Annotated in this window: 23 protein-coding genes; 8 read left to right on the forward strand and 15 right to left on the reverse strand. The window is 53.6% G+C overall.

Features of this window, described 5'->3' with window-relative positions; genetic code table 11:
- The first annotated feature begins 484 nt into the window (after window positions 1-484).
- Entirely contained in the window at window positions 485-1039 is a 555-nt protein-coding gene (locus H7A81_RS06180; RefSeq protein ID WP_058959398.1) for a histidine phosphatase family protein, read from the forward strand.
- A 70-nt stretch (window positions 1040-1109) separates the two neighbouring features.
- Here H7A81_RS06180 and H7A81_RS06185 read toward each other — a convergent pair whose 3' ends face one another.
- Entirely contained in the window at window positions 1110-2060 is a 951-nt protein-coding gene (locus tag H7A81_RS06185) for a YncE family protein (RefSeq protein ID WP_182057002.1), read from the reverse strand.
- A 416-nt stretch (window positions 2061-2476) separates the two neighbouring features.
- On the opposite strand from H7A81_RS06185, the gene H7A81_RS06190 reads away from it, so the two are divergent.
- Complete coding sequence (locus H7A81_RS06190) at window positions 2477-3490, forward strand: glycosyltransferase family 32 protein (RefSeq protein ID WP_034826283.1); 1014 nt, start codon at window positions 2477-2479, stop codon at window positions 3488-3490.
- Here the strand turns inward: H7A81_RS06190 and H7A81_RS06195 are convergent.
- Window positions 3464-4387 (reverse strand): LysR family transcriptional regulator, encoded by a 924-nt coding sequence (locus H7A81_RS06195; RefSeq protein ID WP_045832974.1) that lies wholly within the window; start codon window positions 4385-4387, stop codon window positions 3464-3466. The two genes, H7A81_RS06190 and H7A81_RS06195, sit on opposite strands and share 27 nt — an antisense overlap.
- A gap of 120 nt (window positions 4388-4507) precedes the next feature.
- Between H7A81_RS06195 and H7A81_RS06200 the strand changes: the two genes are divergently transcribed.
- The 3 genes from H7A81_RS06200 (at window position 4508) to H7A81_RS06210 (ending at window position 8218) form a co-directional block, all read left to right on the forward strand.
- The gene (locus H7A81_RS06200) at window positions 4508-4897 is read left to right on the forward strand and encodes a tautomerase family protein (RefSeq protein WP_034826287.1); all 390 of its coding nucleotides are present in this window, start codon (window positions 4508-4510) and stop codon (window positions 4895-4897) included.
- Between the two features lie 212 nt (window positions 4898-5109).
- Window positions 5110-7401 (forward strand): phosphatidylglycerol--membrane-oligosaccharide glycerophosphotransferase, encoded by a 2292-nt coding sequence (opgB, locus tag H7A81_RS06205; RefSeq protein ID WP_182057003.1) that lies wholly within the window; start codon window positions 5110-5112, stop codon window positions 7399-7401.
- Window positions 7402-7600: 199 nt separating this feature from the next.
- The gene (locus H7A81_RS06210; RefSeq protein ID WP_182057004.1) at window positions 7601-8218 is read left to right on the forward strand and encodes a hypothetical protein; all 618 of its coding nucleotides are present in this window, start codon (window positions 7601-7603) and stop codon (window positions 8216-8218) included.
- A gap of 32 nt (window positions 8219-8250) precedes the next feature.
- Here H7A81_RS06210 and H7A81_RS06215 read toward each other — a convergent pair whose 3' ends face one another.
- Complete coding sequence (locus H7A81_RS06215) at window positions 8251-8955, reverse strand: GNAT family N-acetyltransferase (protein WP_166935927.1); 705 nt, start codon at window positions 8953-8955, stop codon at window positions 8251-8253.
- 106 nt (window positions 8956-9061) lie between these two features.
- Between H7A81_RS06215 and H7A81_RS06220 the strand changes: the two genes are divergently transcribed.
- The gene (locus H7A81_RS06220; protein WP_182057005.1) at window positions 9062-10513 is read left to right on the forward strand and encodes a PLP-dependent aminotransferase family protein; all 1452 of its coding nucleotides are present in this window, start codon (window positions 9062-9064) and stop codon (window positions 10511-10513) included.
- 30 nt (window positions 10514-10543) lie between these two features.
- On the opposite strand, the gene H7A81_RS06225 is transcribed toward H7A81_RS06220, so the two are convergent.
- The 4 genes from H7A81_RS06225 to H7A81_RS06240 form a co-directional block, all read right to left on the reverse strand.
- Entirely contained in the window at window positions 10544-11038 is a 495-nt protein-coding gene (locus H7A81_RS06225) for an RcnB family protein (protein ID WP_034826295.1), read from the reverse strand.
- Between the two features lie 160 nt (window positions 11039-11198).
- A complete protein-coding gene (locus H7A81_RS06230) occupies window positions 11199-12377 on the reverse strand; it encodes a serine hydrolase (protein WP_182057006.1) in 1179 nt (392 codons plus the stop codon).
- 147 nt (window positions 12378-12524) lie between these two features.
- Window positions 12525-13307, reverse strand: a complete 783-nt coding sequence (locus H7A81_RS06235; RefSeq protein ID WP_058959406.1) for a MetQ/NlpA family ABC transporter substrate-binding protein — start codon at window positions 13305-13307, stop codon at window positions 12525-12527.
- A gap of 18 nt (window positions 13308-13325) precedes the next feature.
- Window positions 13326-14342: an isopenicillin N synthase family oxygenase gene (locus H7A81_RS06240; protein WP_182057007.1), complete on the reverse strand. Its 1017-nt coding sequence runs from the start codon at window positions 14340-14342 to the stop codon at window positions 13326-13328.
- Window positions 14343-14550: 208 nt separating this feature from the next.
- On the opposite strand from H7A81_RS06240, the gene H7A81_RS06245 reads away from it, so the two are divergent.
- Window positions 14551-15228, forward strand: a complete 678-nt coding sequence (locus tag H7A81_RS06245; RefSeq protein ID WP_058959408.1) for a YecA family protein — start codon at window positions 14551-14553, stop codon at window positions 15226-15228.
- Window positions 15229-15367: 139 nt separating this feature from the next.
- Here the strand turns inward: H7A81_RS06245 and H7A81_RS06250 are convergent, their stop codons facing one another.
- Window positions 15368-16417 carry a DUF1176 domain-containing protein gene (locus tag H7A81_RS06250; protein ID WP_182057008.1) on the reverse strand — a complete coding sequence of 350 codons (1050 nt, stop codon included), beginning with the start codon at window positions 16415-16417 and terminating at the stop codon, window positions 15368-15370.
- A gap of 84 nt (window positions 16418-16501) precedes the next feature.
- Window positions 16502-17392: a LysR family transcriptional regulator gene (locus H7A81_RS06255; protein ID WP_182057009.1), complete on the reverse strand. Its 891-nt coding sequence runs from the start codon at window positions 17390-17392 to the stop codon at window positions 16502-16504.
- A 90-nt stretch (window positions 17393-17482) separates the two neighbouring features.
- Here H7A81_RS06255 and H7A81_RS06260 point away from each other — a divergent pair, with 90 nt between their 5' ends.
- The gene (locus tag H7A81_RS06260; protein WP_182057010.1) at window positions 17483-18259 is read left to right on the forward strand and encodes an NAD(P)H-dependent oxidoreductase; all 777 of its coding nucleotides are present in this window, start codon (window positions 17483-17485) and stop codon (window positions 18257-18259) included.
- Window positions 18260-18275: 16 nt separating this feature from the next.
- Here H7A81_RS06260 and H7A81_RS06265 read toward each other — a convergent pair whose 3' ends face one another.
- From H7A81_RS06265 to flhC, 6 genes are all read right to left on the reverse strand, one after another.
- Complete coding sequence (locus H7A81_RS06265) at window positions 18276-18605, reverse strand: DUF1493 family protein (protein ID WP_081946746.1); 330 nt, start codon at window positions 18603-18605, stop codon at window positions 18276-18278.
- An 80-nt stretch (window positions 18606-18685) separates the two neighbouring features.
- Complete coding sequence (locus H7A81_RS06270; RefSeq protein ID WP_034826310.1) at window positions 18686-19180, reverse strand: chemotaxis protein CheW; 495 nt, start codon at window positions 19178-19180, stop codon at window positions 18686-18688.
- The gene (gene cheA / locus H7A81_RS06275) at window positions 19177-21228 is read right to left on the reverse strand and encodes a chemotaxis protein CheA (RefSeq protein ID WP_182057011.1); all 2052 of its coding nucleotides are present in this window, start codon (window positions 21226-21228) and stop codon (window positions 19177-19179) included. Before cheA ends, H7A81_RS06270 begins: the two co-directional genes overlap by 4 nt.
- Window positions 21215-22114, reverse strand: a complete 900-nt coding sequence (gene motB / locus H7A81_RS06280; protein WP_182057012.1) for a flagellar motor protein MotB — start codon at window positions 22112-22114, stop codon at window positions 21215-21217. Before motB ends, cheA begins: the two co-directional genes overlap by 14 nt.
- Window positions 22111-23004, reverse strand: coding sequence for a flagellar motor stator protein MotA (motA, locus tag H7A81_RS06285; RefSeq protein ID WP_182057013.1), 894 nt, complete (start codon window positions 23002-23004; stop codon window positions 22111-22113). The genes motB and motA overlap by 4 nt, the downstream gene beginning before the upstream one ends.
- 83 nt (window positions 23005-23087) lie before the next feature.
- On the reverse strand, window positions 23088-23666 hold the full coding sequence (gene flhC / locus H7A81_RS06290) for a flagellar transcriptional regulator FlhC (protein WP_182057014.1): 579 nt from the start codon (window positions 23664-23666) through the stop codon (window positions 23088-23090).
- Window positions 23667-23675 lie beyond the last annotated feature (9 nt).

Below are 23675 nucleotides of genomic sequence, written 5' to 3' on the forward strand. Positions count from 1 at the left end.
TACGATCTATGAAAGTCAAAAGAACTCCCTGGTGTTGGAATTCACTCATTCGCCTGTTCTCGTCGATGTTTTTTTCATCGATCGCATTAGTAAGGCAAATGTAACCACGTCATCTCAAGGCCAACTTTGTCTCTGGCACCGTGAGTTATCACTGTGGACACAGTCTATCTACGCGCGTAGATAAATCAAGTGATAAAAGTGAAAATAATTAATTTATCTTCACTATAGCTCGGAATTAGAAAGCAAAAATGGCGTTAATTCATAACATTACAGCTCATTCAAACCAACAGCAGCGCATTAACCTCAAGGCAATTAACGAGCGTTGCTTATCATTAGCTGAGTTGTGGCTGATCCTTCATCGCGCTTTTTTTCGCACAAATCAGTTAAGCTTTAATGACAATTGCGAATTAATCTTAAAACCCTTTCGCCAGTGCGGTTCAGCTATCACCTGCATTACACTGAGTAAAAATCACACAGGGCGCCTATGACCATCATCCTCATGCGACACGGTAAACCTGACCATCCGGTCAGCGGGCGCTTTACTGCGCGAGCGCTGGCCGACTGGTGTGAAGGCTATGACCTGGCCGACATTTGCGACTCGCCGCCGCCGCGCAGTATGGCCATCGCTCGAATGGCTCGCGTGATCGCCTCCAGCCCGCTACCCCGCGCGCGTTCATCGCTCACGCGTCTCGGCCTGCAACCGCATGAGGTGGATGAGGTTTTCAGTGAAGTGGCCATTCCGCTGCTGCCGTTCGAACGCCTGCACCTGCCGCTGACCGTTTGGCTCGCTCTTTTGCGCCTGTTATGGTTATGCGGTTACGCCGGGCATGTGGAATCGTTGACTCATGCCCGAGCACGGGCGCGTCAGGCGGCAGATAAGTTGGTCACGTTATCAAAACAGGGAACGGTGTTACTGGTGGGGCACGGCATCATGAACAAAATGATCGCCCGGGAATTGCGTAAACGCGGCTGGCAGGCGGAAAAACATGCCAGCAGCCGCCACTGGAGCAGCGCGATTTACCACCGCCCGTTTATTTAACCCTGTTACGTCCAATCAAACGTCGCGATCAGGTGCCTGACGAACGTTGCCACAAGGAGATGCCCCGCCGTCAGTTCAACTGGAAGTAACTCAGCACCTCACAGCCTTTTCCGACGTTCGGGGTCGCTATCACTTTCATTTGCAGCAAATCAATCACGCTTAATGATCCATCGCCTTCATTGGCAATCAACAGCGTTCGATTATCAGCACTAAAACAGCCATCCATCGGTTTGTTGCCAACCGGAACATCCCCCAACGGATTGAGTAAATCATCAAACAGTGTGATGAGCGGCTCCTGATCGCCAATTGCTACCAATCGCTCACCGTTGGCGCTAAAACGTACCACCTGGCAGGGCTGTTGATGGGCCGTGAGTTTAATGCGCTGGCGAATACGATGGCTTTGGCGATCGACCACATACAGTAACGGCGCGTCGGCCGCGCTAGCGACCAGATAAGGATGCTTCGGCGAGGCCGCGATACCGGAGATCGGCCCCGGCAGCAGAATGTTGTCAATGATGCGCCCTTCTGCCTCGCACAGATCCACCACCGTGATGCTGGCGTCTTCTTCGTTCTCTGTGAACAATTTACGCCCGCTGGGTGAGAGCGTCAGACGATGCGCATTGTGCGATGGCAGCTTAATCATTTTTTCCACCCTATCGGTAACGGGATCGATGACTGCCACGACCGCACTGTTTTCACAGCAGAGGTAGACTTTTCCATCGCGGCCCAATTGGCCACTGTGGGGCGACTGCAACGGAGATAAATCGATAAAACCGCTGATCTGGCGTTTGCGTAGATCGATCACCGCCACTTTGTGACCGGGGTGGGGATTGTCTCCATGAATGCCGTCACCATAGATCGGCACATAGGCTTTCTCTTGCTCAGGCAACATCAGTAGCTCATGCGGACGCGGCGGAAACGCATTCAGCTCCTGTTGCACGGCAAAGGTGTCGGGATCGAGAAACAGAACCCGATTCCCCTGCTTATCGACCGCCAGTAATCCACGGTTGTGTGGCTGCATAGTGCCTCCTTTGTGTTAACCACCTCGTCTAAGCGTAGTTAACCAGCATCAGGAAGGGGCAAATCCCTGCCAGGCCAGCGAAAAATGTAGCCGCTTTAAACCATTTGAATGCGGGTATTTTTTATCTAAGCCGCAGCCAGCGCCAAGGCCAAGTTATTTTATTAGGAATAGTCCTAATGATGATTAATTATAAAATCAGTCGGCCATTCAATTATTTCCGGGAAATTTTACCCTTAACGGATCCTTCATTTTCCGTTTTATCTGAAAGAAAAAAAAAGTCATAGCCTCTAAGGCCAGAATGCTTTATTAAGCTGATGTGAGTACTTTTTACACACAGCCGTGAGGAAACATAAGAGCGCATAAGCTGCCAGCATCAGGGAATCCTTGCCACCATAATCACAATAATCAGGTGCACCATGAATAAAAAACGTCTCCAGCCAGCGCTCGCGCTCTGGCAGAACTGGAAAAGAATCGCTTTTACCAGCCAGACATTACTGCAGAAAAAACAGCATACTGCGCTCTGCGCGCCGGAGTACGATCCTAGCGAAGAGGACAATATCGTGTTGTTTTCTGGCGAAAAGTCGCTGCCAGAAATACCGAAAAAAGTGTGGATGTATTGGGATAATGAATATTTACCGAAATCCATGATGTTAAATATTCAAAAGCTGCGCAAAGATAATCCTGATCACGACATCTATTTGCTCAATCGATTAACGGTAAAAGAAGTTTTACCTGATTTTATTTTCACCTCAACATTATTAAGCGAACAGCAAAAAAGCGAAGTCATTCGTCTGGAACTGCTGTTGCGCTACGGCGGTATTGCCATTGATTGCAGCACGCTGTTATTTGAAGATCTCTCATGGGTACATCGTGCTCATCAAGAGCGCTGCATGGATGTGATTGGTTATTATCGTGAAAACTCCACCGTCAATTATCTGGCGCCAGTGATTGAAAACTGGTTTCTGGCGGCGGCTCCGAATAACCCGTTTATTCGTGAATGGCAGAAGCAATACGCCCCCATCAAACATCTGGGTGAGCAGAATTATTTCAACGAGCTCAACAAGCGCGATGACTTTTCACTCCTGACCCAGAAAATTGATCAACCGCAGCAGCAGTTGGGTTCATTGGCACAACAGGCGGCGATGCGGGAATATCGTCGGGTGAATCTCTATCTGCGCAAATGTGAAGCCAACGCTTACTATTATCAGCGTTTGAGCGGCTGGAAAAGCGAGGCGTTTGCACATGCCATCCTGTTCAACCAGCGTCCTATGACGCCACCACCGGTGATTAAGCTCAGCGGTAACGAACAGATGCACCTCGACTTCAACCTGCGTTTAGGCAATTACAACCGCAGCAGCCTGCTGGGTGAGATGATGCAGCCGCATGCGGCGATGGCGTTGGCTTCACCCATCAACAAAGCGCGCGCGTAGCCAGTGGATAAAGGTGGTCACCGCCCGTGGCACCTGTGCCGCATACGGGCGCACCACCCACAGCCGATCGGCAAAAGCATCCACGGTTTGCCACTGCGGCAGAACCTGTTGCAACGTGCCTGCTGCCAGCGCCGCCGCGGCGCTGAAATCGGGCAGCATAGCAATGCCCAGCCCTTGCAACGCGGCATCGCGGATTGATTCGCTGTTATTGGTGGCAAAATTACCCTGAATTTTCACCTGCACGGATTCACTGCCGCCACTCACCGGGCGGAAACGCCATTGTGGCGATTCCAGACCACGCGGGTAGTAGAGGCAGTTATGTTGCTGCAACGATTCTGGCACCTGAGGCACACCGTTTTGCGCCAGATAAGCCGGCGAGGCCACTAACAGCGCGCGCGTCTCACACAGCGGCAACGCCACATGGGTTTCGGGCAATGTCTGGCTGTGGCGGATGGCGAGATCAAATCCTTCACTGCCTAACGACACTAAGCGATCGGTAACATCCAGCTGCAGCCGCACCTGCGGATACTCTCGCAAAAAATCACCGATAATCGGCACCAGCTGCTGACGTGCAAACGCCACCGGCGCGCTGACACGCACCAGGCCGCGAACTGGCCCGGCCTCATCGCGCACGCTAAAAAAGCTTTGGGCGATGCGCGCGAAAGGATCGCGCAACTCATCCACCAGCTTCTCGCCCGCCGAGGTCAGACGCACGCTGCGCGTGGTGCGCTGCACCAGTGACACCCCCGCCATCTCTTCCAACTCTTTAATCTTTTGGCTCATGGCCGCTTTGCTGACATCTAATCGTTCAGCTGCACGAGTAAAACTGCCCAGTTCAGCCAGCACCGTTAGCCAGTGCAAATGCACCCAGAGCGCATCAGTTTTGATTTCTTTCATATGGATTGTTCAAAATAATAAATAATCATTTCAACCAGCGCGCTTTTTCTTTCCTGCAGCAAGCGGCAGCATAAAGCCACATCCTACTCTTATCTTGTGAGCAAAAACGAGGGTTTATTTATGCCGTTACTGACTTTTGATGTGATTCAGGGCCGTTCTGAATCAGAAATTCGTACCTTGCTTGATGCCGCGCACCGCGCGGTATTAACCGCGTTCAAAGTACCCGCGCGGGATCGCTATCAGATTGTTCATGAGAATAAACGCTATCAAATGGTGTTTCAGGATACCGGACTGGGTTTCGAGCGGACCGATAACCTGGTGATGGTACGCGTGTACACCAGCCCAAGAAGCGAAGAACAGAAAACGCTATTCATGGCAGAGTTAGCGCGCGAGTTGCAGGAAAATTGTGGCGTGCAGGGCAACGATCTGATGATCAGTTTTATCACTAACAGCAAAGGCGACTGGAGCTTTGCCGACGGCGAAGCGCAGTATCTGACTGGCAAGCTCTGATCCCTCCTCGCCCCTCGCTGGCAGCGACGCGTGCGTTGCTGCCAGGTCAAACCATAGTCAATCTAAACCTGCCTTAAACGGATCGGAACCCGCCGCACAATTCTGTGTGGTTATGTTGCAGCACTGTGACAGCCCATATAAATTGACGCATACCCCCCAAAGAGGGCCGAGGGCGCAGGGATGGCGTCACTAATTTATGTGAGGATCAAACCTTGTCCGAGTTGGTTTCGGTTGTACTCTTTTTAGCGGCAATCGCCGTTTACTCCTGTAAAGCCGGGCGAAATAAATTCTGGTTTATCCTGATCTTAGTGCTGCTCACGCTGTTTATCGTGCTCAATGCCACGCTGTTTGCCAGCAATTATTTTACCGGCGATGGCATCACCGATGCGGTGCTGTATACCCTGACCAACAGCCTGACAGGTGCCGGCGTCAGTAAATATGTGGTGCCCGCCATTGGATTAATCATTGGCCTGTTTTTGCTGTTTTGCCTGCTTTCCTGGCTGCTACGCCGCCGTAGACGGCCGCATCATTTAGGCTGGAGTTTACTGGCTATCGCCTGCGCTGCAGGTTCGGTGCAAACCACACCTGCTTTTCGTCAGGTGAAAGATCTTATTGCCTCGCACTCACGTCTGGCCGACTCTGATTTCGATAACTATTATAAGACGCCCAATAAAACCATTCCCGAACCCAAACTTAACCTGGTGTACATCTACGGTGAGAGCCTTGAACGCACCTATTTTGATCAAGATGCTTTCCCCGGACTCGCGCCGGAACTGAGTCGCGAAAAAGACCAGAGCATCGATTTCAGTGAAACCGAACAGTTGCCAGGCACCGATTACACCATCGCGGGGATGGTGGCTTCGCAATGCGGTATTCCCCTGTTTGCGCCTTTTGATGGCAACGCCTCGGCCTCGCTTTCCAGCTTCTACCCACAGAATATTTGCCTCGGCGATATCCTGAAGAACTCCGGTTATGAAAACTGGTTTATTCAGGGCGCGGATTTACGCTTTGCGGGCAAGGACACCTTCCTGCTGTCACACGGCTTTTCGCCCGCACATATGTATGGTTCAGAAGAGTTAAAGAGCCGGGTTGCCGATCCTGGCTACCGCAACAACTGGGGTTTTTACGATGACACGGTGATGGACGAAGTGTTTGAGAAGTATGAAGAACTTTCACGTCAGCAAAAGCGTTTTGCCTTATTTACCCTGACGGTGGACACCCATCATCCTGACGGCTTTATCTCGCGCAGCTGTCAGCGTAAAAGTTACAGCTACGATGGAAAACCCAATCAATCCTTCAGCGCTGTGGCCTGCTCACAAGAGCATGTCGCGCGTTTGATTGCGCGTATCAAAGCGTCGCCCTGGTTTAAAAACACCATCATCGTGGTCAGTTCGGATCATCTGGCCATGAATAACACCGCGCATCAATACCTGATTAAGCAGCCGCGCCGCGATCTGTTTATGGTGATTCGTGGTGACGAGCCACAGACGGAAGTGCTGGATGGCAAACGCAGCACCCTGGATAACGGCGCGACGGTACTGGATATTTTGGGCGGTGATAAGGCGATAGGCCTCGGTCGCAGCGGCCTCTCTTCGACGTCCTTATCGGCACAGTTTAATGATATGGCGCAGAAGGTAACGGCATGGAAAGCCGATATCATTCAGCTGTGGAAATTCCCCAGTAAGATGGATGTCTTCACCATCGATCAGCCCAAAAACACCTTCAGCTTCTCGGGATCAACCTTCAAATTGCCGATTCTGTTCCGCGTCGGGCAGGATCGCGTCGAGCCACTGCCAGAAGGTGAATATTCTGCTCCACTGCGCTACCAGCTCGCGGACTTTACCGCCTCGGATAAATTCGTCTGGGTCGATCACTGCTTCAAGATGGGCCGCTTATGGCAGCCTGATTTGGCCCTCTCTACCGATCTCTGTGTCGCCATGGGCCAGATGGGCGCAAAACCGACGGTAACACGCATCGATAAACCGCAGTGGAAGGGCAAAGCGCAATTCCCGAAGGTCGAGGTGAGTGCCGCGACTTATCAACTCAATGAGCAGCAGATTCGCGTGGAAGATAATGCGATTCGCTATAACGCCGACAGCTTCCTGCTGACCGTGCCTGGCGCCCCCACTGGCGTGAAAGGTTTCACCGGGATTTCACGGCCCGAGAGCTGGGGAAGATGGTCGAATGCCAATCTGGCACCGGAAGTGAACATCGAATATGTCGATCCGTTGCCCGCCCGTTTTGATCTAGTGATCACCGCACGCGCCTATGGCCCTAATGCGCATCGGCCCATCCCGGTGCGCGTCGGTGATGAGGAGCAGAGACTGAATCTCGGTGATGAATTCTCTACCACCACGCTGCACTTCAGTAACCCCAACGGCAGCCACAATTTGGTTATCGCACCGCCGGAGCCCCAGCCCTCCAACGATGGCAACATCACGGGCCAGGACCCGCGTAAATTGGGTATCGGTATGGTAGAGATAAAAATAATTCCACAGCCGTAACGCGAACTATTTCTTTCACAAACCAAAGCCTGCCTGTGCGCAGGCCTTTTTATTAGCCATTCACGTTACTCATTGTAAGCATTGATTTTTTCCGAGGTAGCGCGCAAAATCCACATTGTCACATTGAGAAACTATCACCCTCTGGATACGCTTGCTTCTTCATGGAGCGACACCAGAGGAAATAAGGATGATATTGACAATGCTTAACACTCATAAAGCCTATAAAGCCTTGCAGGACGCGGGCGTTGCGGACAAGCAGGCCGAAGTCATGGTGGATATTTTTGCTGACATGCAGCAAGAAAATGCCTTAACCAAATTCGACTTGTCGCAAGCAACGGAAATCTTAGTACGAGAACAAAGAGCGACTAATCAGCGCATTGATTCTCTTGAAGGGCGTGTCGACAAGTTCGAAACGGAGGTCAATCAGCGATTTGACAAAATCGATGCAAGGTTTGACAAAATCGATGTGAAATTTGAAAAGATCGATGAAAGATTCGACAAAATCGATGTGAAATTTGCAAAGATCGATGAAAGATTCGACAAAATCGATATGAAATTTGAAAAGATCGATGAAAGATTTGAAAAGATCGATGCAAAATTTGAAAAAATAGATGAAAAGTTTGAAAAGATCGACCAGCGGTTTGAGAAAATCGATGAAAAACTCAGCCAGCACGATGCTAAATTTAACGAATTAGATCAACGCATGCAGATTGGTTTTACCGAGCTAAAACAAGACAATGTCTGGATGAGACGCATAATGTTCACTATCGCCACCACAATGATCGCGTTTACCACCAAATATCTGTTAAGCAACTGAGCCGGGTATCCCGCCCGGCTGTCAACATGCTATTAACGCTGCGCCTGCAACTTTGCGCGCTGCGTTCCATCCTCATTGAAATTGTCTGCTGCCAGCCAGCGCTCAAAGGCCTGTTTCAACTGCGGCCACTCTCCATCAATAATGGAGAACCAGCAGGTGTCACGGCTGCGGCCTTTGTACACGATTGCCTGACGAAAAGTGCCTTCAAATTGGAAACCTAACCGCAATGCTGCCTGGCGTGAGGGCTGGTTGCAGCTATCGCACTTCCATTCGTAGCGACGATAACCCAATTGCTCCAGTGCGTAGCGCATCAACAAATAGTGCGCTTCCGTTGCCATACGGGTTTGCTTGAGCAGCGGCGAAAAAGCCACATGCCCGATTTCGATTGAACCGTGCGTGGTATCGATGCGCATCAGCGCCAACGTTCCGACGGCACGCTGAGTCTGCAGGTCAATCACCGCGAAATGCATCGGATCGCGACCCTGCTCGATCTTGCTGGCATAGGCCAGATAAGCATCCTCATCGGTGAAAGGCTCAGCAAACATATAGGTCCAGTCACGCCCGTCGCTGGCCTGCGCATAGGCAGCATAGAGTTCGCGCCCATGGCGTTCAGCACTGAGTGGTTCCAGTCGGCAGTAGTGGCCGGTAAAGGTCTCATAAGCGGGCCAACTGCGCGATTGCCACTCTGGCAAAGGTGCGCCTACCGGTTGTCCGTACTGGTTAGTGTATTGCGTCATCGCTCAATTCCTTTGTCAGAGAATACCTGTTGCACAGCGTGCCAGTTCGCTGGCATGTTAAAAAGCACCACATTCAGTGAAATTTATGGATCCACGAAGAATCATAATGAATGAGAGTGAATTGCACAGCCTGCTACTGGCACCGTTACTTCCCGAGGGCGCACTTACGCTACAGCAGCAGCTATTGCAGCGTATTAAACAAGCCATTCTGACAGGCGCACTCTCCGCAGGAACGCCTTTGCCCTCAACACGTCAACTGGCTGCCGACCTTAAGGTGTCACGCAATACCGTAACCGGCGTCTGGGCACAGCTTCAGGCCGAAGGCTTTTTGATTAGCGATCGTCAGGGCAGCCGCATCAGTCCTTTCGCGCAACCGCCATCCTCCCCTAATCACGACGTCAGCGCCAGTGACCTTCTGTTACCGCCAAGAGTGGCGCAGCTTCGCTCCAACCACCGCCCCCTAAGCCAGGAGATGGCGCTGCGGCCCGGTGTTCCCGCGCTGGCACACTTCCCGCTGGCCCAGTGGCGACGAACGCTTAATCGCGTGATGCAGCATCAGCCACAGCAGCTCCTCGGCTACGGTGATCCGCTCGGCGAGCCTGCTCTGCGTGCCGCACTGGCCCAACATCTGGCACTGGCGCGCGGCGTCCGCTGCACACCGGAGCAAATCGTCATTACCGAAGGCGCGCAGCAGGCGCTGACGTTGTGCGTGTCTCTTCTAAGCCAGCGCGGCGACATAGGTTGGGTGGAAGAGCCGGGCTATCGCGGAGCAAAAGCCGCCATGCGCCTTGGGGATATGCGCGTTGAGCCTATTCAGGTGGATGCACAAGGCCTGGCTCCGCAAACCCGTGACTGGCAACAGCGCCCGCCGCGGCTGATCTACAACACCCCAACTCATCAATATCCTACAGGCGTGGTGATGAGCGCGCCTCGTCGTATGGCTCTTCTCGCCACAGCGCGCCAACATCAGTCATGGATTATAGAAGACGACTACGACAGTGATTTCCGTTACAGCGGCGAACCGATCGCTGCGATGCAAGGCATGATGCAGCCATCACCGGTGATTTATGTGGGATCGTTCAGTAAAACGCTGTTTCCGTCACTTCGCATTGGATTTATGGTGCTGCCGCCCCAGCTATTGGCCCTGTTACGTCCGGCCTTGCATGAGTTACTGCGCGGGGGAAATCGCCCCGAACAGCAAGCGCTGGCCCAGTTTATTCACAGCGGGGACTACAGCCGTCATCTGAGCAAAATGCGTCGCCTCTATCGGCAGCGTCAAACCAGCTTGCGCGAAGCACTGTTGCTAACCCTGGGGACGCAGACGTCGTTGCTGGGCGGCGAGTGCGGCATGCATCTGGTATTGCGCCTGGCTGATACACAACAAGATACAGAAGTGGTGGAGAGGCTGATGGCCAGCGGCTATGCGCCCGGTGCACTGTCGGGGTTTTATCTGGGAGAGGAAAAGCAACAAGGGTTGGTGCTCGGGTATGGCAACAGCAGTACCAGTCAAATCATTGCCGGCGTCGCGCGCATCGCGCAATGCCTGGACGTGAAGTAGCGGCGGCCTGATAGCCGCCGCGACAAAGGATTAACCTTTGAAGAAGATATCGCCTGATTTACCCATCACAATCTTGCCGCTGTCGTCGGTGATCAGGATGTAGTTGGCATTGATATAAGCCCAGTGTGTACCAGGCTGCGGTGCTGGCAGGTGGCGTGGCTGCCACTCCACAATGGTGTACTGCTTTTTACGATACTCATCGGGTACCACATCACCGACTTTGTACTCTTTGTAGTCGATAATGATGGTATTCAGATCGTAATTATTTTGCCCGGCAGGGGCATCTTGCATCCCATTCTGCGATGGACGAATCGGTGCCACATCGCCGCTGGATTCGGCTGGTTCATTGCTGGCCGGGGCATCCACTGCCGGAGCCTGAGTTTGTGCGTCGGGTGCAGTCTGCTGCACCTGAGGTGGCGGTGGTACGTTATCCGTTTGCTCGCCTTCAGCCAGTGCGGCTGGAGTCAGGCTCAAAGCGCCCAGAAAAATTCCTGCAGAAAGAAGGGTGACGTGTGTCCTGCGCATTGGTGATTTCCACTCTGGTTAATTATTAACTGTCCAATTTACTGACAAGTGCAGCACGCACAAGGTTCCCCCGGCGCGTTTTGCGCGTCAAATTTCGCTGCACAGCATACCTCAGCAAAAGCGACTTTTGGCGCAGTAAAATTGCAAGCAACCATGTTCGTTACTCTGCCTGATTCTTCTGTGCCAGATCCATCAACAGAGCAATGCCCAGATAGTTGCTCCAGTTAAAGGCATTTTGTAGCACCACAATCGCATTGCCATTTTGTTTATCAAAACCGATAAAGCTGGAGTAGCCGCCAATATAGCCCACCTGATAGGTGATTTTTTGCTGACCGTAGGTGTCCGTGACCCAGGCAATATTTTGAGACTGATTGCCATGCTGCTCATAGCCTTGATTAATCTGAGCAAAAGCGGCGTTGATGGGTGCGCTGGCGTCATTGTGCAGATGCGCATCCAGATAGCGGATTAAATCACGTGCGTTGCTATACAAACTGGCGGCGGCCACCATGTTATTGCTGAATGCCCAATCCGGCGTCAACTCACCACGCGGAATCAGCTTTGGCTGGTCGCCCGCATGGCCCAGCGCACGCATCGGATAGCCACGCAGGCTTTGTGGTTTGAAGCTGCTGCTGGTCATGCCCAGGGGTTGGAACAGATTGTGTTGCGCCAGGCTTTCGATGCCCTGATGCAGACGATGCTTCAGAATATAGCCGAGCAGCGCATATCCCAGATTGGAATACTGCGCCGCGGGTTTTGCTGGTGCTTCAAAATCAGCCAGATAGCTCAGCACTGCATCGCTATCGAGGTTGCCGTAAAAATTCTCACCGCTGCGCAGATACGCCATAAATTTCATAAACATCGGCAAATCCATATCCTGACGCGGCAGGCCAGAGGTGTGCGTGACCAGTTGCAGCAGCGTAATGCGTTTTGCATCTTCACTGAGCGGCACTTCCGGCGGCAGCAGCGTAGCAAGCGTATCGTTCCAGCGCAGCTCGCCGCGATCCACCAGCTCAATGATCACCTCCGCCGTTATACCTTTGCTGAGCGATCCAAGCGCAAACAACGTATCGGGTGTGATCGGATAACGCTGTACCGCATCAGTTACGCCAAAACTATAAAACTGCGCAGGCTGGCGCTGATGGATAATCGCAATGCTGATGCCCGACACCTGCTTCTGCTGCATGTAGTGCCGCACGATGTCATCGACGTTTTCATTGAAGGTCGCATGGGAGAGATAGACTTTATCGCCGACCGGCGCAGAAGTTTGTGACAGCGTGCCACAGGCGCTCAATAGCAAACTGAAGCACAACAGCAGCGATCGCGGAATGATGCAGCGCATCACCGATTATTCCTGGTGAAAGATTTCATAGCAATTGATTTATAAGGTATTTTTTATTTTTAGCAAAAAGTGCGATGGGTGTTTGTGGCGAAATATAACACAGAAGAGGTGAATCGCCACCTGCCAGAAACAGGTGGCGAGGCGGGATTATGGGTTGACCGGAATCACCGAACCTTGATAGTGCTGGTTGATAAATTCAGCAGTTTGCTTTGACTCCAGATCTTTGGCTAATTCGAGAATACGCGGATCATGGGCCAGTTTTGGCGTCGTCACCAGCACGTTCGCATACGGATTATCTTTTGCCTGCTCCAGCGCCAGCGCATCTTTCGATGGCACTAACCCCGCCTGCAACGCGTAGTTACCGTTAATGATCGCCAGTTGCGCATCATCCAGTGCACGCGGCAGCTGTGGCGCTTCGATTTCAATGATCTTGAGGTGATGCGGATTGTCACTGATATCCGCCGTTGTCACCAGCGAACTGGCGTTGCTGCCCTTGAGTTTTATCAAACCGCTATCCTGCAGCAGATACAGCGCACGGCTGAGATTGGTGACATTATTGGGCACCGCGACCTGCGCGCCATCAGGCAGATCTTTCAGGGATTTAACTTTATGCGAGTAAATACCCAACGGCTCAATATGCACCGTCGCCACCACTGCAAATTTCTCCCCCAACGCTTTTTCTTGATCGCGCAAATAAGGCACATGCTGGAAGTAGTTTGCATCCACATCGCCGCGCGCTAACAGTTCATTGGCGTTGAGATTGCCGTTGAGCTCAATCACCTTCAGGTCGAGCTTTTTATCGGTTTGTTTGATGTGGTTGAGGATTTCGCTGTGCGGCACCGGATCGGCCGCCACGCGCAATGCGGCTGCCGAAGCATATGTGCTGAATACTGAGAGCAGTGCCAGGGTTGCTATCACCTTTTTAGTCATGTGCTTTCCTTACTTTTATTATGATTGAACGGTGTTCTGGGCGTCGGCGTAGTAACGCGCTGCCACGTCGCGATGCGATCGCAAACGCCCTTTGAGATAGTTCCAGCCCACTTCACGCAGCAAGGGATTGGTGGGATCGCTGGTCGGCCCGTGCGCTTCTGCCGCCAGCTGCGGCGGTAATTGATAAATCGGCACTTTGGCATCCAGCTGTGCACCGAGGAAAAAGGCGATGGAAACACGCTCTTTGCGTGCAGGTGGCGATACCACACGGTGAACCGTGGCACGCAGATAACCATTGGTAGCAATCTCCAGCAATTCGCCGATATTCACCACAAATGCGCCCGGTTTCGGCAATGCATCCACCCAGTGACCCGGCGTCACTTCAACCTGTAAGCCGGGCTGCTCATCCTGTAGCAGAAACGTCAGGAAGCCTGAATCTTTGTGCGCGCCGACGCCCTGCTGGCTGGCATCGCTGGCCTGGCCGGGATAACGAATCAGTTTCACATGCTCGTTGGGATGCGTGCCGTACAGTGCATCAAATGCATCTGGCGGCAGCGACAACGATTTGGCAAACGCACGCAACAGGCGCAGTGCAATCCCGGTCATCGCCTGTTGCCAGGCGTGGATCACTGGCCTGAGCTGCGGCAGCGCCTCTGGCCATAGATTTGGCCCCTGCAGACGCTTCCAGGCGGGATCGCCCGCTTGTAACGCTAACGCCACACGTTCCGCGCCAATATCAAACTGCTCACGCTGGTCGCGTTGCTCACGGGTATATTCCACGCCAGCCCGGTTGTAGCCGCGGAAATGCGGTGAGTGGATCATCGAGACACGCTGCTTCTCCTCATCCGGCAGGGCAAAAAACGCCTGGGTGATGCTTTGCACGTTCTGCAGCAACTGTGGATTGATGCCATGATTGATCAGGTAGAAAAAACCGACATCGCGCGCCGTGGTGCGCAGTTCGGCGAGATAAGGCGACTGGCCAGCATCCGGGAGTTCCAGCAGTGCCAAATCCAGCACCGGCAAGGTTTCTGCCATACAATTTGGTCCTTAACGCAGTAAAGTTCTGCGTTTACGCTGCCACTGGCGTTCCATTCCAGCCAATACTGTTGCGCAATATGTTATGGCGAATGATTTTTAGGAAAGCTTCAGCAATCGATATGCAAAAAGCGGTAAATCCGTGCCGCTTCCCGCTATAATCGCGCCGTCAAAACTTTGCCTACCCGCACCGCACAGGAGATGCCGTATGAACCAAGGCCCGTTAACCGAGAAAGAACTGAACTGGCTGGAAGATATGCTGGAGAAATACGGCAATGAACAGTCGGTGGTGGATACTTCCGAGCTGGATGGCATGCTGACGGCTCTGCTCTCCGGCCCGAACGATATCGAACCGAGCGAGTGGCTGGTGGCGATGTGGGGTGACAAGAAGCACATTCCAAAATGGTCCAACGAGCGTGAAATGGATCGCTTTATGGCGCTGATTTTCCAGCACTTTAACGACATTGCCGAACGTCTGGCGGAGTTCCCGGATCAGTTTGACCCGCTGTTTGGCATGCAGGAGATGGAAGGTCAGGAGTTCACCGTAGTGGAAGACTGGTGTTATGGCTATCTGCGCGGCGTAGCGTTAGATCAAGATTGGGATCAACTGCCAGAGAGCCTGCACCCGGCGATGGCCGCCATCACGCTGCACGGCAGTGAAGCGCAATTGGCAAAGCGTGAAGCGTTCTCGCCAGAGGAGTTTGAGGCCAGCATTGACGCCATTCGCCCGGCGGCGCTGGAGTTGCATGAATACTGGCAGGAACAGCGCATGGCACAGCCCGATCCGGAACCCCAACTGCCACACTTCGCGGGCGAGAAAACCGGTCGTAACGATCCCTGCCCGTGCGGCAGCGGCAAAAAGTACAAGCAGTGTTGCGGTAAATAACGCGAAATAATGAGAGGGGCGCGCCAGAGCACGCCCTCTCCTCAATCTACTTTCAATGCTGCAACTTCACTAAACCCAACTCAGGGCGTGTACGGCCATTAGGCCCTTGTGCCGGCTTTTCACAAAATCTCACAACGCATTAAGAGGCGGGCTTCACCTCAGTGACCAGGGTCGGCAATTGCCATGCACCGCCAGCGCGAATCGCACGACACATGCCGGTGGTAACATCACTGCTCTGCACGAAATCCTTGCCATCCCATACCCAGGCCGCTGTACTCCAGCAGTCGCCAATGCCGCGCCCTTTCTGTGCCTCGGAAATCATGCCTTCGCTGTAATCTGAACCGGAATCGGTGATCAGTTGAGGTTTACCCTGCAACGCACGATCCATTAGCCAATAGCCATAGCCTTCGTTATAGGCACCGCGCCAGCACAGCGCGGCAATCAGCACATGCGTATCATCCACTGGCGTTAACGTGAGCGGCTCAGAGCCCTCTTCAGGTTGATCATCCGTAGGGTCCAGATTATCGCAGCTGTCGTCATCGGTCAGCGAAGCAATCAGCTTCGGCTTGAGCAACGCCAGTTCATCCGCACTCAACGGACGAGGCGCGGCTTTCTCAACTTTGACCTGCTGAATCACCGGCATTGCGACCGCCGCTGGAACACTGTTTTCAGGCTTATTGCCCTTGCGCACCAGCGCGCCAGGCGTACTCAGACGACCCTGTGCATCGTCCATCTTCAGCAGCGTGGCAAAGGCACCATTGCTGGAAAGCTCGAACGGCTCTTCGCCGCCGCGAAACTCAACTTTGCTACTGCCTTTGATGGCATTAATCAGCGCCAGCGTTTGCGCATCGGTCAGCGTCCACTCATCGTTCTCGGCTTTGGTGACCTCGCCCTGCGCGTGATCATCAATCCACAGCGCCAGTGCATCCACTTGCCTGGAGTCATCATCGCCAGTATCGGCCAGCACCACGCGTCCATGGGTCGGTGCATTGGGCCCGCCCTCACGTGTGAGCAGGACTGAACCACCCGCGCCCTCTTCAGCGCTGTAACCCGCAGCGCGGCAGGTTAAGGTATTGTCGCAGGCGAGTTCCCAGTCTTTATGGCTGAAGGAGACGCCATCTTCATCTGCCAGCAATGGCACGCTCAAACTGGTGAGCAGCGCGAACGCCAGCAGCAATCGGGTTTTCATGCCATCACTCCATAACGGTAAAGGTGGCTAGTGTGATGATTTTTAGTGCGCGGGAGAAGTGAATTTTTTGCGCTGATATCCGATCTACAGCGATGCCACAATTTGCTGGCGTAGCCACTGTTGGGCAGGATCGCGGTGCAGCCGTTGATGCCACAACATTAAAATATCAAAGCCGGGAATCTCCAGCGGCGGAGTGAAAACGTGAAGATGTGCGGCACTGCGCACCAGCCGCTCGGGTAGCACAGCGACCAAATCACTGCTCGCCAGCACTTCCAGCATAAACAGGAAATGCGGAACCGACAGCACGACACGACGCGAGCGTCCCACTTTTGCCAGCGCGGTATCAGTTGCGGCATTGAACCCGCCACCATCAGGCGAGATCAGCACAAATTCCAGCTGACAGAACTGATCCAGCGTGGGGGCCTGCTGTAACTGTGGATGATCTCGCCGACTCGCCAGCACGTAGCGCTCACTGAACAACTTGCGTTGATGCAGGTTCGCTGGCGCGTTGTCACCGGTGTGAAACACCACATCCAGCACCCCTTTCTCCAGTTGGTGAGCGACCTGCGGTGGGTGAAGCGCAAAGACCGCCATCCGACTTTGTGGCGCGGCTTCGCGAATGATATTGAGCGCGGGCAATACCAGCGCGGAGGACATGTAATCAGTGGCAGCAATCCGCCAGGTGTCTTCAGCATTCTTCGGGTCAAAGGCCTCTGGCGGAGCCACGGCACGCGTTAATGCCTCCAATGCCAATCGCAGCGGTTCACGCAGCGCTTCTGCTCGTGCAGTGGGCAACATACCGCGCGGCCCCGGCAACAGCAGAGGATCATCGAATACCGTGCGCAACCTGGCCAGCTGCGCACTCACCGAGGGTTGCGATAAATTCAGCCGCTGCGCCGCTCGCGTTACGTTCAACTCCTGCAGCAGAACATCCAGTGTCTGCAGCAGATTCAAATCCAGCGCATTGATATTCACTGTGACTATACCTGCGATTTGAGCAATTGATTTCCACTATATCCAGCAGCGTCCTAACCTGCAGCTGTTTTCAACTCACAGGACTCAGCCATGAATGTACTGATTGTGTATGCCCATCCAGAACCGCGTTCACTGAGCGGTTCGTTGAAGGATTTTGCCGTTACTTACCTCCAACAAGCGGGCCACCGGGTGCAGGTATCCGACCTTTATGCCATGCAGTGGAAAGCTCAGCTTGATGCTGTAGATACACTGGCGCCATTGGTGGGCGCACACTATGACGCCACGCTGGATTCCCGTTCTGCTTTTGAGCAACAGTTACAGCCTGCCGATATTGCCGCAGAGCAGGAGAAACTGCGCTGGGCCGATACGGTGATTTTCCAGTTTCCACTGTGGTGGTTCAGCATGCCCGCCATCTTGAAAGGCTGGTTTGACCGGGTATATGCCAATGGATTTGCTTACGGTGTCGGCGAACACAATGAACAGCACTGGGGGGATCGTTACGGCGAAGGCAATATGACAGGCAAACGCGCGATGCTGGTGGTGACCACCGGTGGCTGGGAATCACATTATAGCCCGCGCGGTATCAATGGGCCGATTGATCAGCTGTTGTTCCCGATTCAGCACGGCATGCTGTTCTATCCTGGCTTTAGCGTGTTGCCGCCGCTGGTTTTTTATCGGGTGCAAAAGTCCGCTCAAGAACGCTTTGCTGGCTGGTGCGATACCCTGGCCACACGGCTGGATACGCTGGCGGACACGGCACCGATTGCCTTTCGTAAGCAGAATGGCGGCGACTATACAATCCCCGCGTTGACGCTGAAAGAGTCGTTAGCAGAGGGAGAAAGTGGTTTTACTGTGCATGTGAAATGATCGAGCGGCGTTGGTATTACTCATACAGCCAACGCCCCGCTTTGGCGGATTCAATCAGCATGCTCAGGGTAAAATCAGGCACTACGGGGACTTCACGCTTGTTAAAGGGATTCAGGATCTGCGCCAGTGACGGTTCGTCCGGGTAGTAGGTATCAATCAAAAAACCGCCGCGATCTACCGCAAATTCGCTGAAGAACTCGTCCATCAACGCCTGCGCTTCTTCGCGCTCGAAGTTAAGATCGGTATCGATATCGATCTGTGGCGTCAGCGTTTTTTGTTTAAACAGATAGACGCCGTCGTAGCGACGCACTAATTCGTAGATACGCTGGTCGATTTCGTCGGTCATGATCCACCTCCTGTTTAACGAGCGGCTATTCTGCCATGCAATCTCATCCGCCTGGTAGCGTAAAAGATAGCGCGGTGCCGCTACGCTAATGCATCGGTCACAGCATCCATGGCATCCAACTCTTCACGGCTTAGCAGTTTCTCAATATTCACCAAAATCATCATACGATTATCCACCACACCCAGACCCAACAAATAACGGCTGGAAAGCGCTGCCGAGACATCTGGCGTCGGTTTGATCTGCTCGTGATCCAGTGACAGCACGTCCACCACGCCATCCACTACAATACCGACAATGCGGTCGCTGAGATTCAGCACAATCACGACGGTGTTCTCATTCTGGTGAACCACCTGGAGGCTGAACCGCACGCGCAAATCTACAATCGGCACGATGACACCGCGCAGGTTGGTCACGCCGGTAAGAAAGTCCGGCGCATTGGGCACGCGCGTCGCCCGGTCGCAGCCACGGATCTCCTGCACTTTGAGAATATCGATGCCGTACTCTTCATCGCCGAGACGAAAAATCAGATACTCCTGCGCTGCCGTATCACTCTGAAGCGCTTTCGATAATGTCATGCTGCTACCTCCTGTTGGCTGACACGCAGACGGTCAGCGTTTTCCTGTGGATGCGCTAAGGTTGCCAGCTCAACCACATCCAGAATCAGCGCCACGCTGCCATCACCGAGAATGGTGGCAGCAGATACGCCGGTCACTTTGCGATAGTTTTGTTCGAGGTTTTTCACCACTACCTGCTGCTGGCCAATCAGCTGATCGACCCACAGCGCGTAGCGGCAGCCAGCACTTTGCACAATCACCACGATGCCGTTATCACTCGGGGCTTGCCCGCTCACTGAAAAACGCTGACGCAACATCACCAGCGGCAAATACTCGCCGCGCACCTGCAGCAAACGTTCGTCACCCACATAGCGGTACAGCATCTCCTCCTGCGGCATCAGCGATTCCATCACCGCACCCAGCGGTAGCACATAAATCTCCTCGGCCACTCTGACCAGCATGCCGTCGAGGATCGCCAGCGTCAGCGGCAACAGGATGCGCACCGTGGTACCCTTTCCCTGCCGCGATTGCACCTCCACATGGCCGCCCATCGCCAGAATATTACGCCGCACCACATCCATACCCACGCCGCGCCCGGAGACATCGGTGACACTTTCTGCGGTGGAGAATCCAGCGGCAAAGATGAGCATCCACACTTCGTCATCGCTGAGCGTGTCGCTAATGCTCATGCCCTGCGATCGCGCTTTGGCGAGAATTTTTTCCCGGTTCAAGCCCGCGCCATCATCCGTTACTTCGATCACGATATTGCCGCCGTGATGTTCAGCGGAGAGCGTCAGATTGCCGGTGCCCGGTTTGCCCTGGGCAATGCGCTGTGCTTTGGCTTCAATACCGTGGTCGAGACTATTGCGCACCAGATGAGTCAGCGGATCGATAATGCGCTCAATCAGGCTCTTATCCAGCTCGGCAGATCCGCCTTTCAGCGTCAGCTCAATCTCTTTGTCGAGACGCGAACCGAGATCGTGCACCAGCCGAGGAAAGCGGCTAAAAACGTAGTCCATCGGCATCATACGAATCGACATCACCGACTCTTGCAGTTCACGCGTGTTGCGCTCCATTTGCGCCACGCAGTTGAACAACGCGTCATGATTGGCGTTATCCAATGTTTGGGTGAGCTGAGACAGCATTGCCTGGGTGATGATCAGCTCGCCGACCTGATTGATGATTTGATCGACTTTGCTAACGGCAACACGAATGCTGCTGGATTCCTGGCTGGCCGCACGCGGCGCGGTGGAAGGCGTGGGTGCCGGGGGTATAGACGTGGCCGTGGAAGTGGCTGGCACCGGAGCTGTAGAAGTGCCCGGGAACGCGGTTGGCGCCGAAGCAGTAAGCGGCACCGTAGATGTCGGCGCAGAAGGTGCAGCCAATACGGAAGCCGTGGGCTCGGGTTCCGCAGTCAATGTGGGGGCGGCAGGTACGGCGACCACCGGTTCAATAGCGATCTGCGTGTCATTCAGCACAAAACCAAGCACCGCACGAATATCGTCGGCTGGCGTAGCGGTGGCGAGCACCACTTTCAGGCTTTTCGACGTCTGCTCCTGGTGGCGCAGCGACCCGAGGTTTTCCAGCTCTTGTCTGAGCAGCGTTTGTTCGCCTTCTTCGATATCACTCAGCGTAATGCATAATTCAGCTTCAGCGGCATCACCTGCTACCGCAGCTGGCTCGGCAGCCTCAAGCGCAATCTGCCGCAGGGCTTCGCAGATGTATTGAAAGCGCGCCTCATCGGGCGGCTGAGACGCGCGGTACGCGGCAAGCTGGTTTTGCATGATGTCTTTGCTCTCCAGCAACAGCTGAACCGTTGCCCGGTTAAGCCTGCGTTCACCGCTGCGCGCCTCATCCAGCAGGTTTTCCAGCAGATGGGTGGTTTTCTGCAGCGCATCAAAACCAAAGGTACCCGCCCCGCCCTTCAGCGAGTGCGCGGCGCGAAAGATGGCATTGAGCTGCTCAATATCGGGCGCGGCAATATCCAGCTGCAACAGGTGCAGTTCCATCTCTGCCAGCAACTCTTCAGCTTCACTGAAAAATATCTGAGAAAAATCATTCAATTCCATCGGAGTGTCCTTCAACAGGCTGAATGGAGGCATCCTGCAATAGGGCATCAGGGTGCTGCGCGAGGGTATTTTCCATCTGGATCTCCTGCTCTTTCATGTGGCTGAGGACAAGAATGCTGATGCGGCGATTACGCGGATCCTCTGGTGTACTTTCTTCCAGCGGCATACGGCTGGCGGTGCCAATCACCCGCAGAAAACGTTCATCCGCCAATCCGCTATGGGTCAGCACGCGTCGCGTGGCGTTGGAACGTCCCGCTGACAGTTCCCAGTTGCTGTATCCACTGACACCGCCCGCGTAGGGCAGCGAATCAGTGTGGCCGGTCAGACTGATCGCATTCGGTAACTCGTTGAGCAGCGGCACCAACGCTTCAAGAATGCCCAACATGTAAGGTTCAGGCAGCTCACTGCCCAGCTTGAACATCGGGCGCTGCTGCGAATCGGTAATCTGAATCAGCAGACCATCCTGCGTGAGCGTCAGCAGCAGATTGGATTGGAAATTATTCAGTCGGGGATCGGTGGCAATCATCTGCTGCAGTTTCTGTTTTGCCCGCTTCAGGCTCTCCATCTGGCGCTTCAACGTATCCAGCCTGCTTTTATAGACTTCGCCCTGCTGTTTAATCAGATCGTCACCGCCGCCGGGAATGACGCTGTCGCTGAGGCTGGCTTTGTTGCCCTGCGCCAGCGTGGTTTTTAACGGGGTGCGAAAGTAATCGGCAATCATTTCGCGTTGCTGCGCGGTGGACTGCGACAGTAGCCACATCACTAAAAAGAACGCCATCATCGCGGTGATGAAATCGGCATAAGCGATTTTCCACGTCCCCCCATGATGCGCATGTTTATGCTTTTTACGGCGGCGAACGATGATGACCGGGCTGCCGTCCTTCATGCGCTGGCGTCCGACGGTTTCATTTTGCTGGCATTCGATTTCACACTGCGCACGTGTTCTTCCAGCTCTTCAAAGGAGGGGCGTTCGCTGGTGAAGATGGTTTTGCGGCCAAATTCCACCGCTATCTGCGGCGCATAACCATTCAGGCTGGAAAGCAACGTGACTTTGATGCACTGCAAAATTTTGACCTGATCGCTGCCCTTCTGTCGTAACAATGTGGCGAGCGGCAATACAAAACCGTACGCCAGCAGGATGCCAAGGAAGGTACCCACCATGGCGTGAGCGATCAGCACGCCCAGCTCGGAGGCCGGGCGATCGGCGGCGGCCAGCGCATTCACCACCCCCATCACCGCCGCTACGATTCCGAAAGCGGGAAAGCCATCACCCAGCGTGTTCATGCTGTTGGCCGGCACTTCCAGCTCCTCTTCGCAGGTTTCAATCTCTTCATCCATCAGCGCTTCGATTTCATGCGCATTCATGCTGCCGGCGATCATCAGGCGAAAATAATCCAGCACGAAATTTTTTAGCATGGGGTCATTGAGCAGACGCGGATAGGCGCTGAAGATCTCACTGCTTTCCGGTTCTTCAATGTCCTTCTCCAGCGACATCAACCCTTGTATGCGACTCTTCGACAGCAAGAGGAACAGCAAAGCCATCAAATCCATGTAAATCGCTTTGCTGTAGCTGCGGCCAACAAACAGCTTTACCAGCGCTTTGCCCGTGGCCTTCAGCGACTTAATATTGTTGCCCACCAGAAAGGCACCCATACCCGCGCCACCAATGATCAGCAGTTCGATAGGTTGAAACAGCGCGGCCATTTGACCGCCAGCCAGCATAAATCCGCCAAACACTGTTGATATAACAACAAGATAGCCAAAAATAACTAACACGATTGCTCCTTGTATTATTGATAGCCCGCGCCAGACTGGCCACGGGCGTATGACTTTCTTGTCACTGAAATAGGGCTAGCGCCTCAGGCAATGACCGGCATAAAAGCGGCGGCGGCCTGAATGTGCCGTTGATTAACGTGGTCAACCTGAGATTTTTTACTGGCGCGTGAGGGTGGGCTGCACAAACTGCAGGTAAAGGGTTTCTTGATGTTCTCAGTGATCACCACATATCCCCCCTGACAGATCCGGCACGCTTTACGGGAAATAATGCCGCACTCAATAAAGCGAACTAATGTCCAGGCGCGTGTCAGACCTAATATCGGCTCCTCATGACTCTGGCCGTAACACTGTTCCAGATAGAGCCTATACGTTTTCATCAACACGTTAATCGGCGGACCGTTTTCCGTCACTTTCAAATACAGGTAGATGTTATAAAACATCGACGAGTGAATATTCTGCTCCCACGACATAAACCAGTCTTCGGAGAAAGGCAGCATGCCTTTCGGTGGTGGGCATCCACGTAACTCCTTATACAAGCGTAATAGTCGTCGTCGACTTAGAGATGTCTCAGATTCTAAAACCTGCATACGTGCTCCGAGAGAGATCAACTCCATGGCGATTTGAACGTCATGCACTTCCTGCAATAAATTTCTTTCACTCATTCTCGCCCC

Source organism: Pantoea sp. ME81, from assembly GCF_903970985.1.
GTDB lineage: Bacteria > Pseudomonadota > Gammaproteobacteria > Enterobacterales > Enterobacteriaceae > Pantoea > Pantoea communis.

Coding starts and splice junctions, on each gene's coding strand:
- H7A81_RS06200 (WP_034826287.1), top strand. CDS start 4,508: ATGCCGTTACTGACTTTTGATGTGATTCAGGGCCGTTCTGAATCAGAA.
- H7A81_RS06195 (WP_045832974.1), bottom strand. CDS start 4,387: ATGAAAGAAATCAAAACTGATGCGCTCTGGGTGCATTTGCACTGGCTA.
- H7A81_RS06270 (WP_034826310.1), bottom strand. CDS start 19,180: ATGACATTATCGAAAGCGCTTCAGAGTGATACGGCAGCGCAGGAGTAT.
- H7A81_RS06220 (WP_182057005.1), top strand. CDS start 9,062: ATGAATGAGAGTGAATTGCACAGCCTGCTACTGGCACCGTTACTTCCC.
- flhC (WP_182057014.1), bottom strand. CDS start 23,666: ATGAGTGAAAGAAATTTATTGCAGGAAGTGCATGACGTTCAAATCGCC.
- H7A81_RS06190 (WP_034826283.1), top strand. CDS start 2,477: ATGAATAAAAAACGTCTCCAGCCAGCGCTCGCGCTCTGGCAGAACTGG.
- H7A81_RS06230 (WP_182057006.1), bottom strand. CDS start 12,377: ATGCGCTGCATCATTCCGCGATCGCTGCTGTTGTGCTTCAGTTTGCTA.
- H7A81_RS06265 (WP_081946746.1), bottom strand. CDS start 18,605: ATGACCGACGAAATCGACCAGCGTATCTACGAATTAGTGCGTCGCTAC.
- H7A81_RS06235 (WP_058959406.1), bottom strand. CDS start 13,307: ATGACTAAAAAGGTGATAGCAACCCTGGCACTGCTCTCAGTATTCAGC.
- H7A81_RS06185 (WP_182057002.1), bottom strand. CDS start 2,060: ATGCAGCCACACAACCGTGGATTACTGGCGGTCGATAAGCAGGGGAAT.
- motB (WP_182057012.1), bottom strand. CDS start 22,114: ATGAAGGACGGCAGCCCGGTCATCATCGTTCGCCGCCGTAAAAAGCAT.
- H7A81_RS06180 (WP_058959398.1), top strand. CDS start 485: ATGACCATCATCCTCATGCGACACGGTAAACCTGACCATCCGGTCAGC.
- H7A81_RS06260 (WP_182057010.1), top strand. CDS start 17,483: ATGAATGTACTGATTGTGTATGCCCATCCAGAACCGCGTTCACTGAGC.
- H7A81_RS06215 (WP_166935927.1), bottom strand. CDS start 8,955: ATGACGCAATACACTAACCAGTACGGACAACCGGTAGGCGCACCTTTG.
- H7A81_RS06210 (WP_182057004.1), top strand. CDS start 7,601: ATGCTTAACACTCATAAAGCCTATAAAGCCTTGCAGGACGCGGGCGTT.
- cheA (WP_182057011.1), bottom strand. CDS start 21,228: ATGGAATTGAATGATTTTTCTCAGATATTTTTCAGTGAAGCTGAAGAG.
- H7A81_RS06240 (WP_182057007.1), bottom strand. CDS start 14,342: ATGGCAGAAACCTTGCCGGTGCTGGATTTGGCACTGCTGGAACTCCCG.
- H7A81_RS06225 (WP_034826295.1), bottom strand. CDS start 11,038: ATGCGCAGGACACACGTCACCCTTCTTTCTGCAGGAATTTTTCTGGGC.
- H7A81_RS06250 (WP_182057008.1), bottom strand. CDS start 16,417: ATGAAAACCCGATTGCTGCTGGCGTTCGCGCTGCTCACCAGTTTGAGC.
- H7A81_RS06245 (WP_058959408.1), top strand. CDS start 14,551: ATGAACCAAGGCCCGTTAACCGAGAAAGAACTGAACTGGCTGGAAGAT.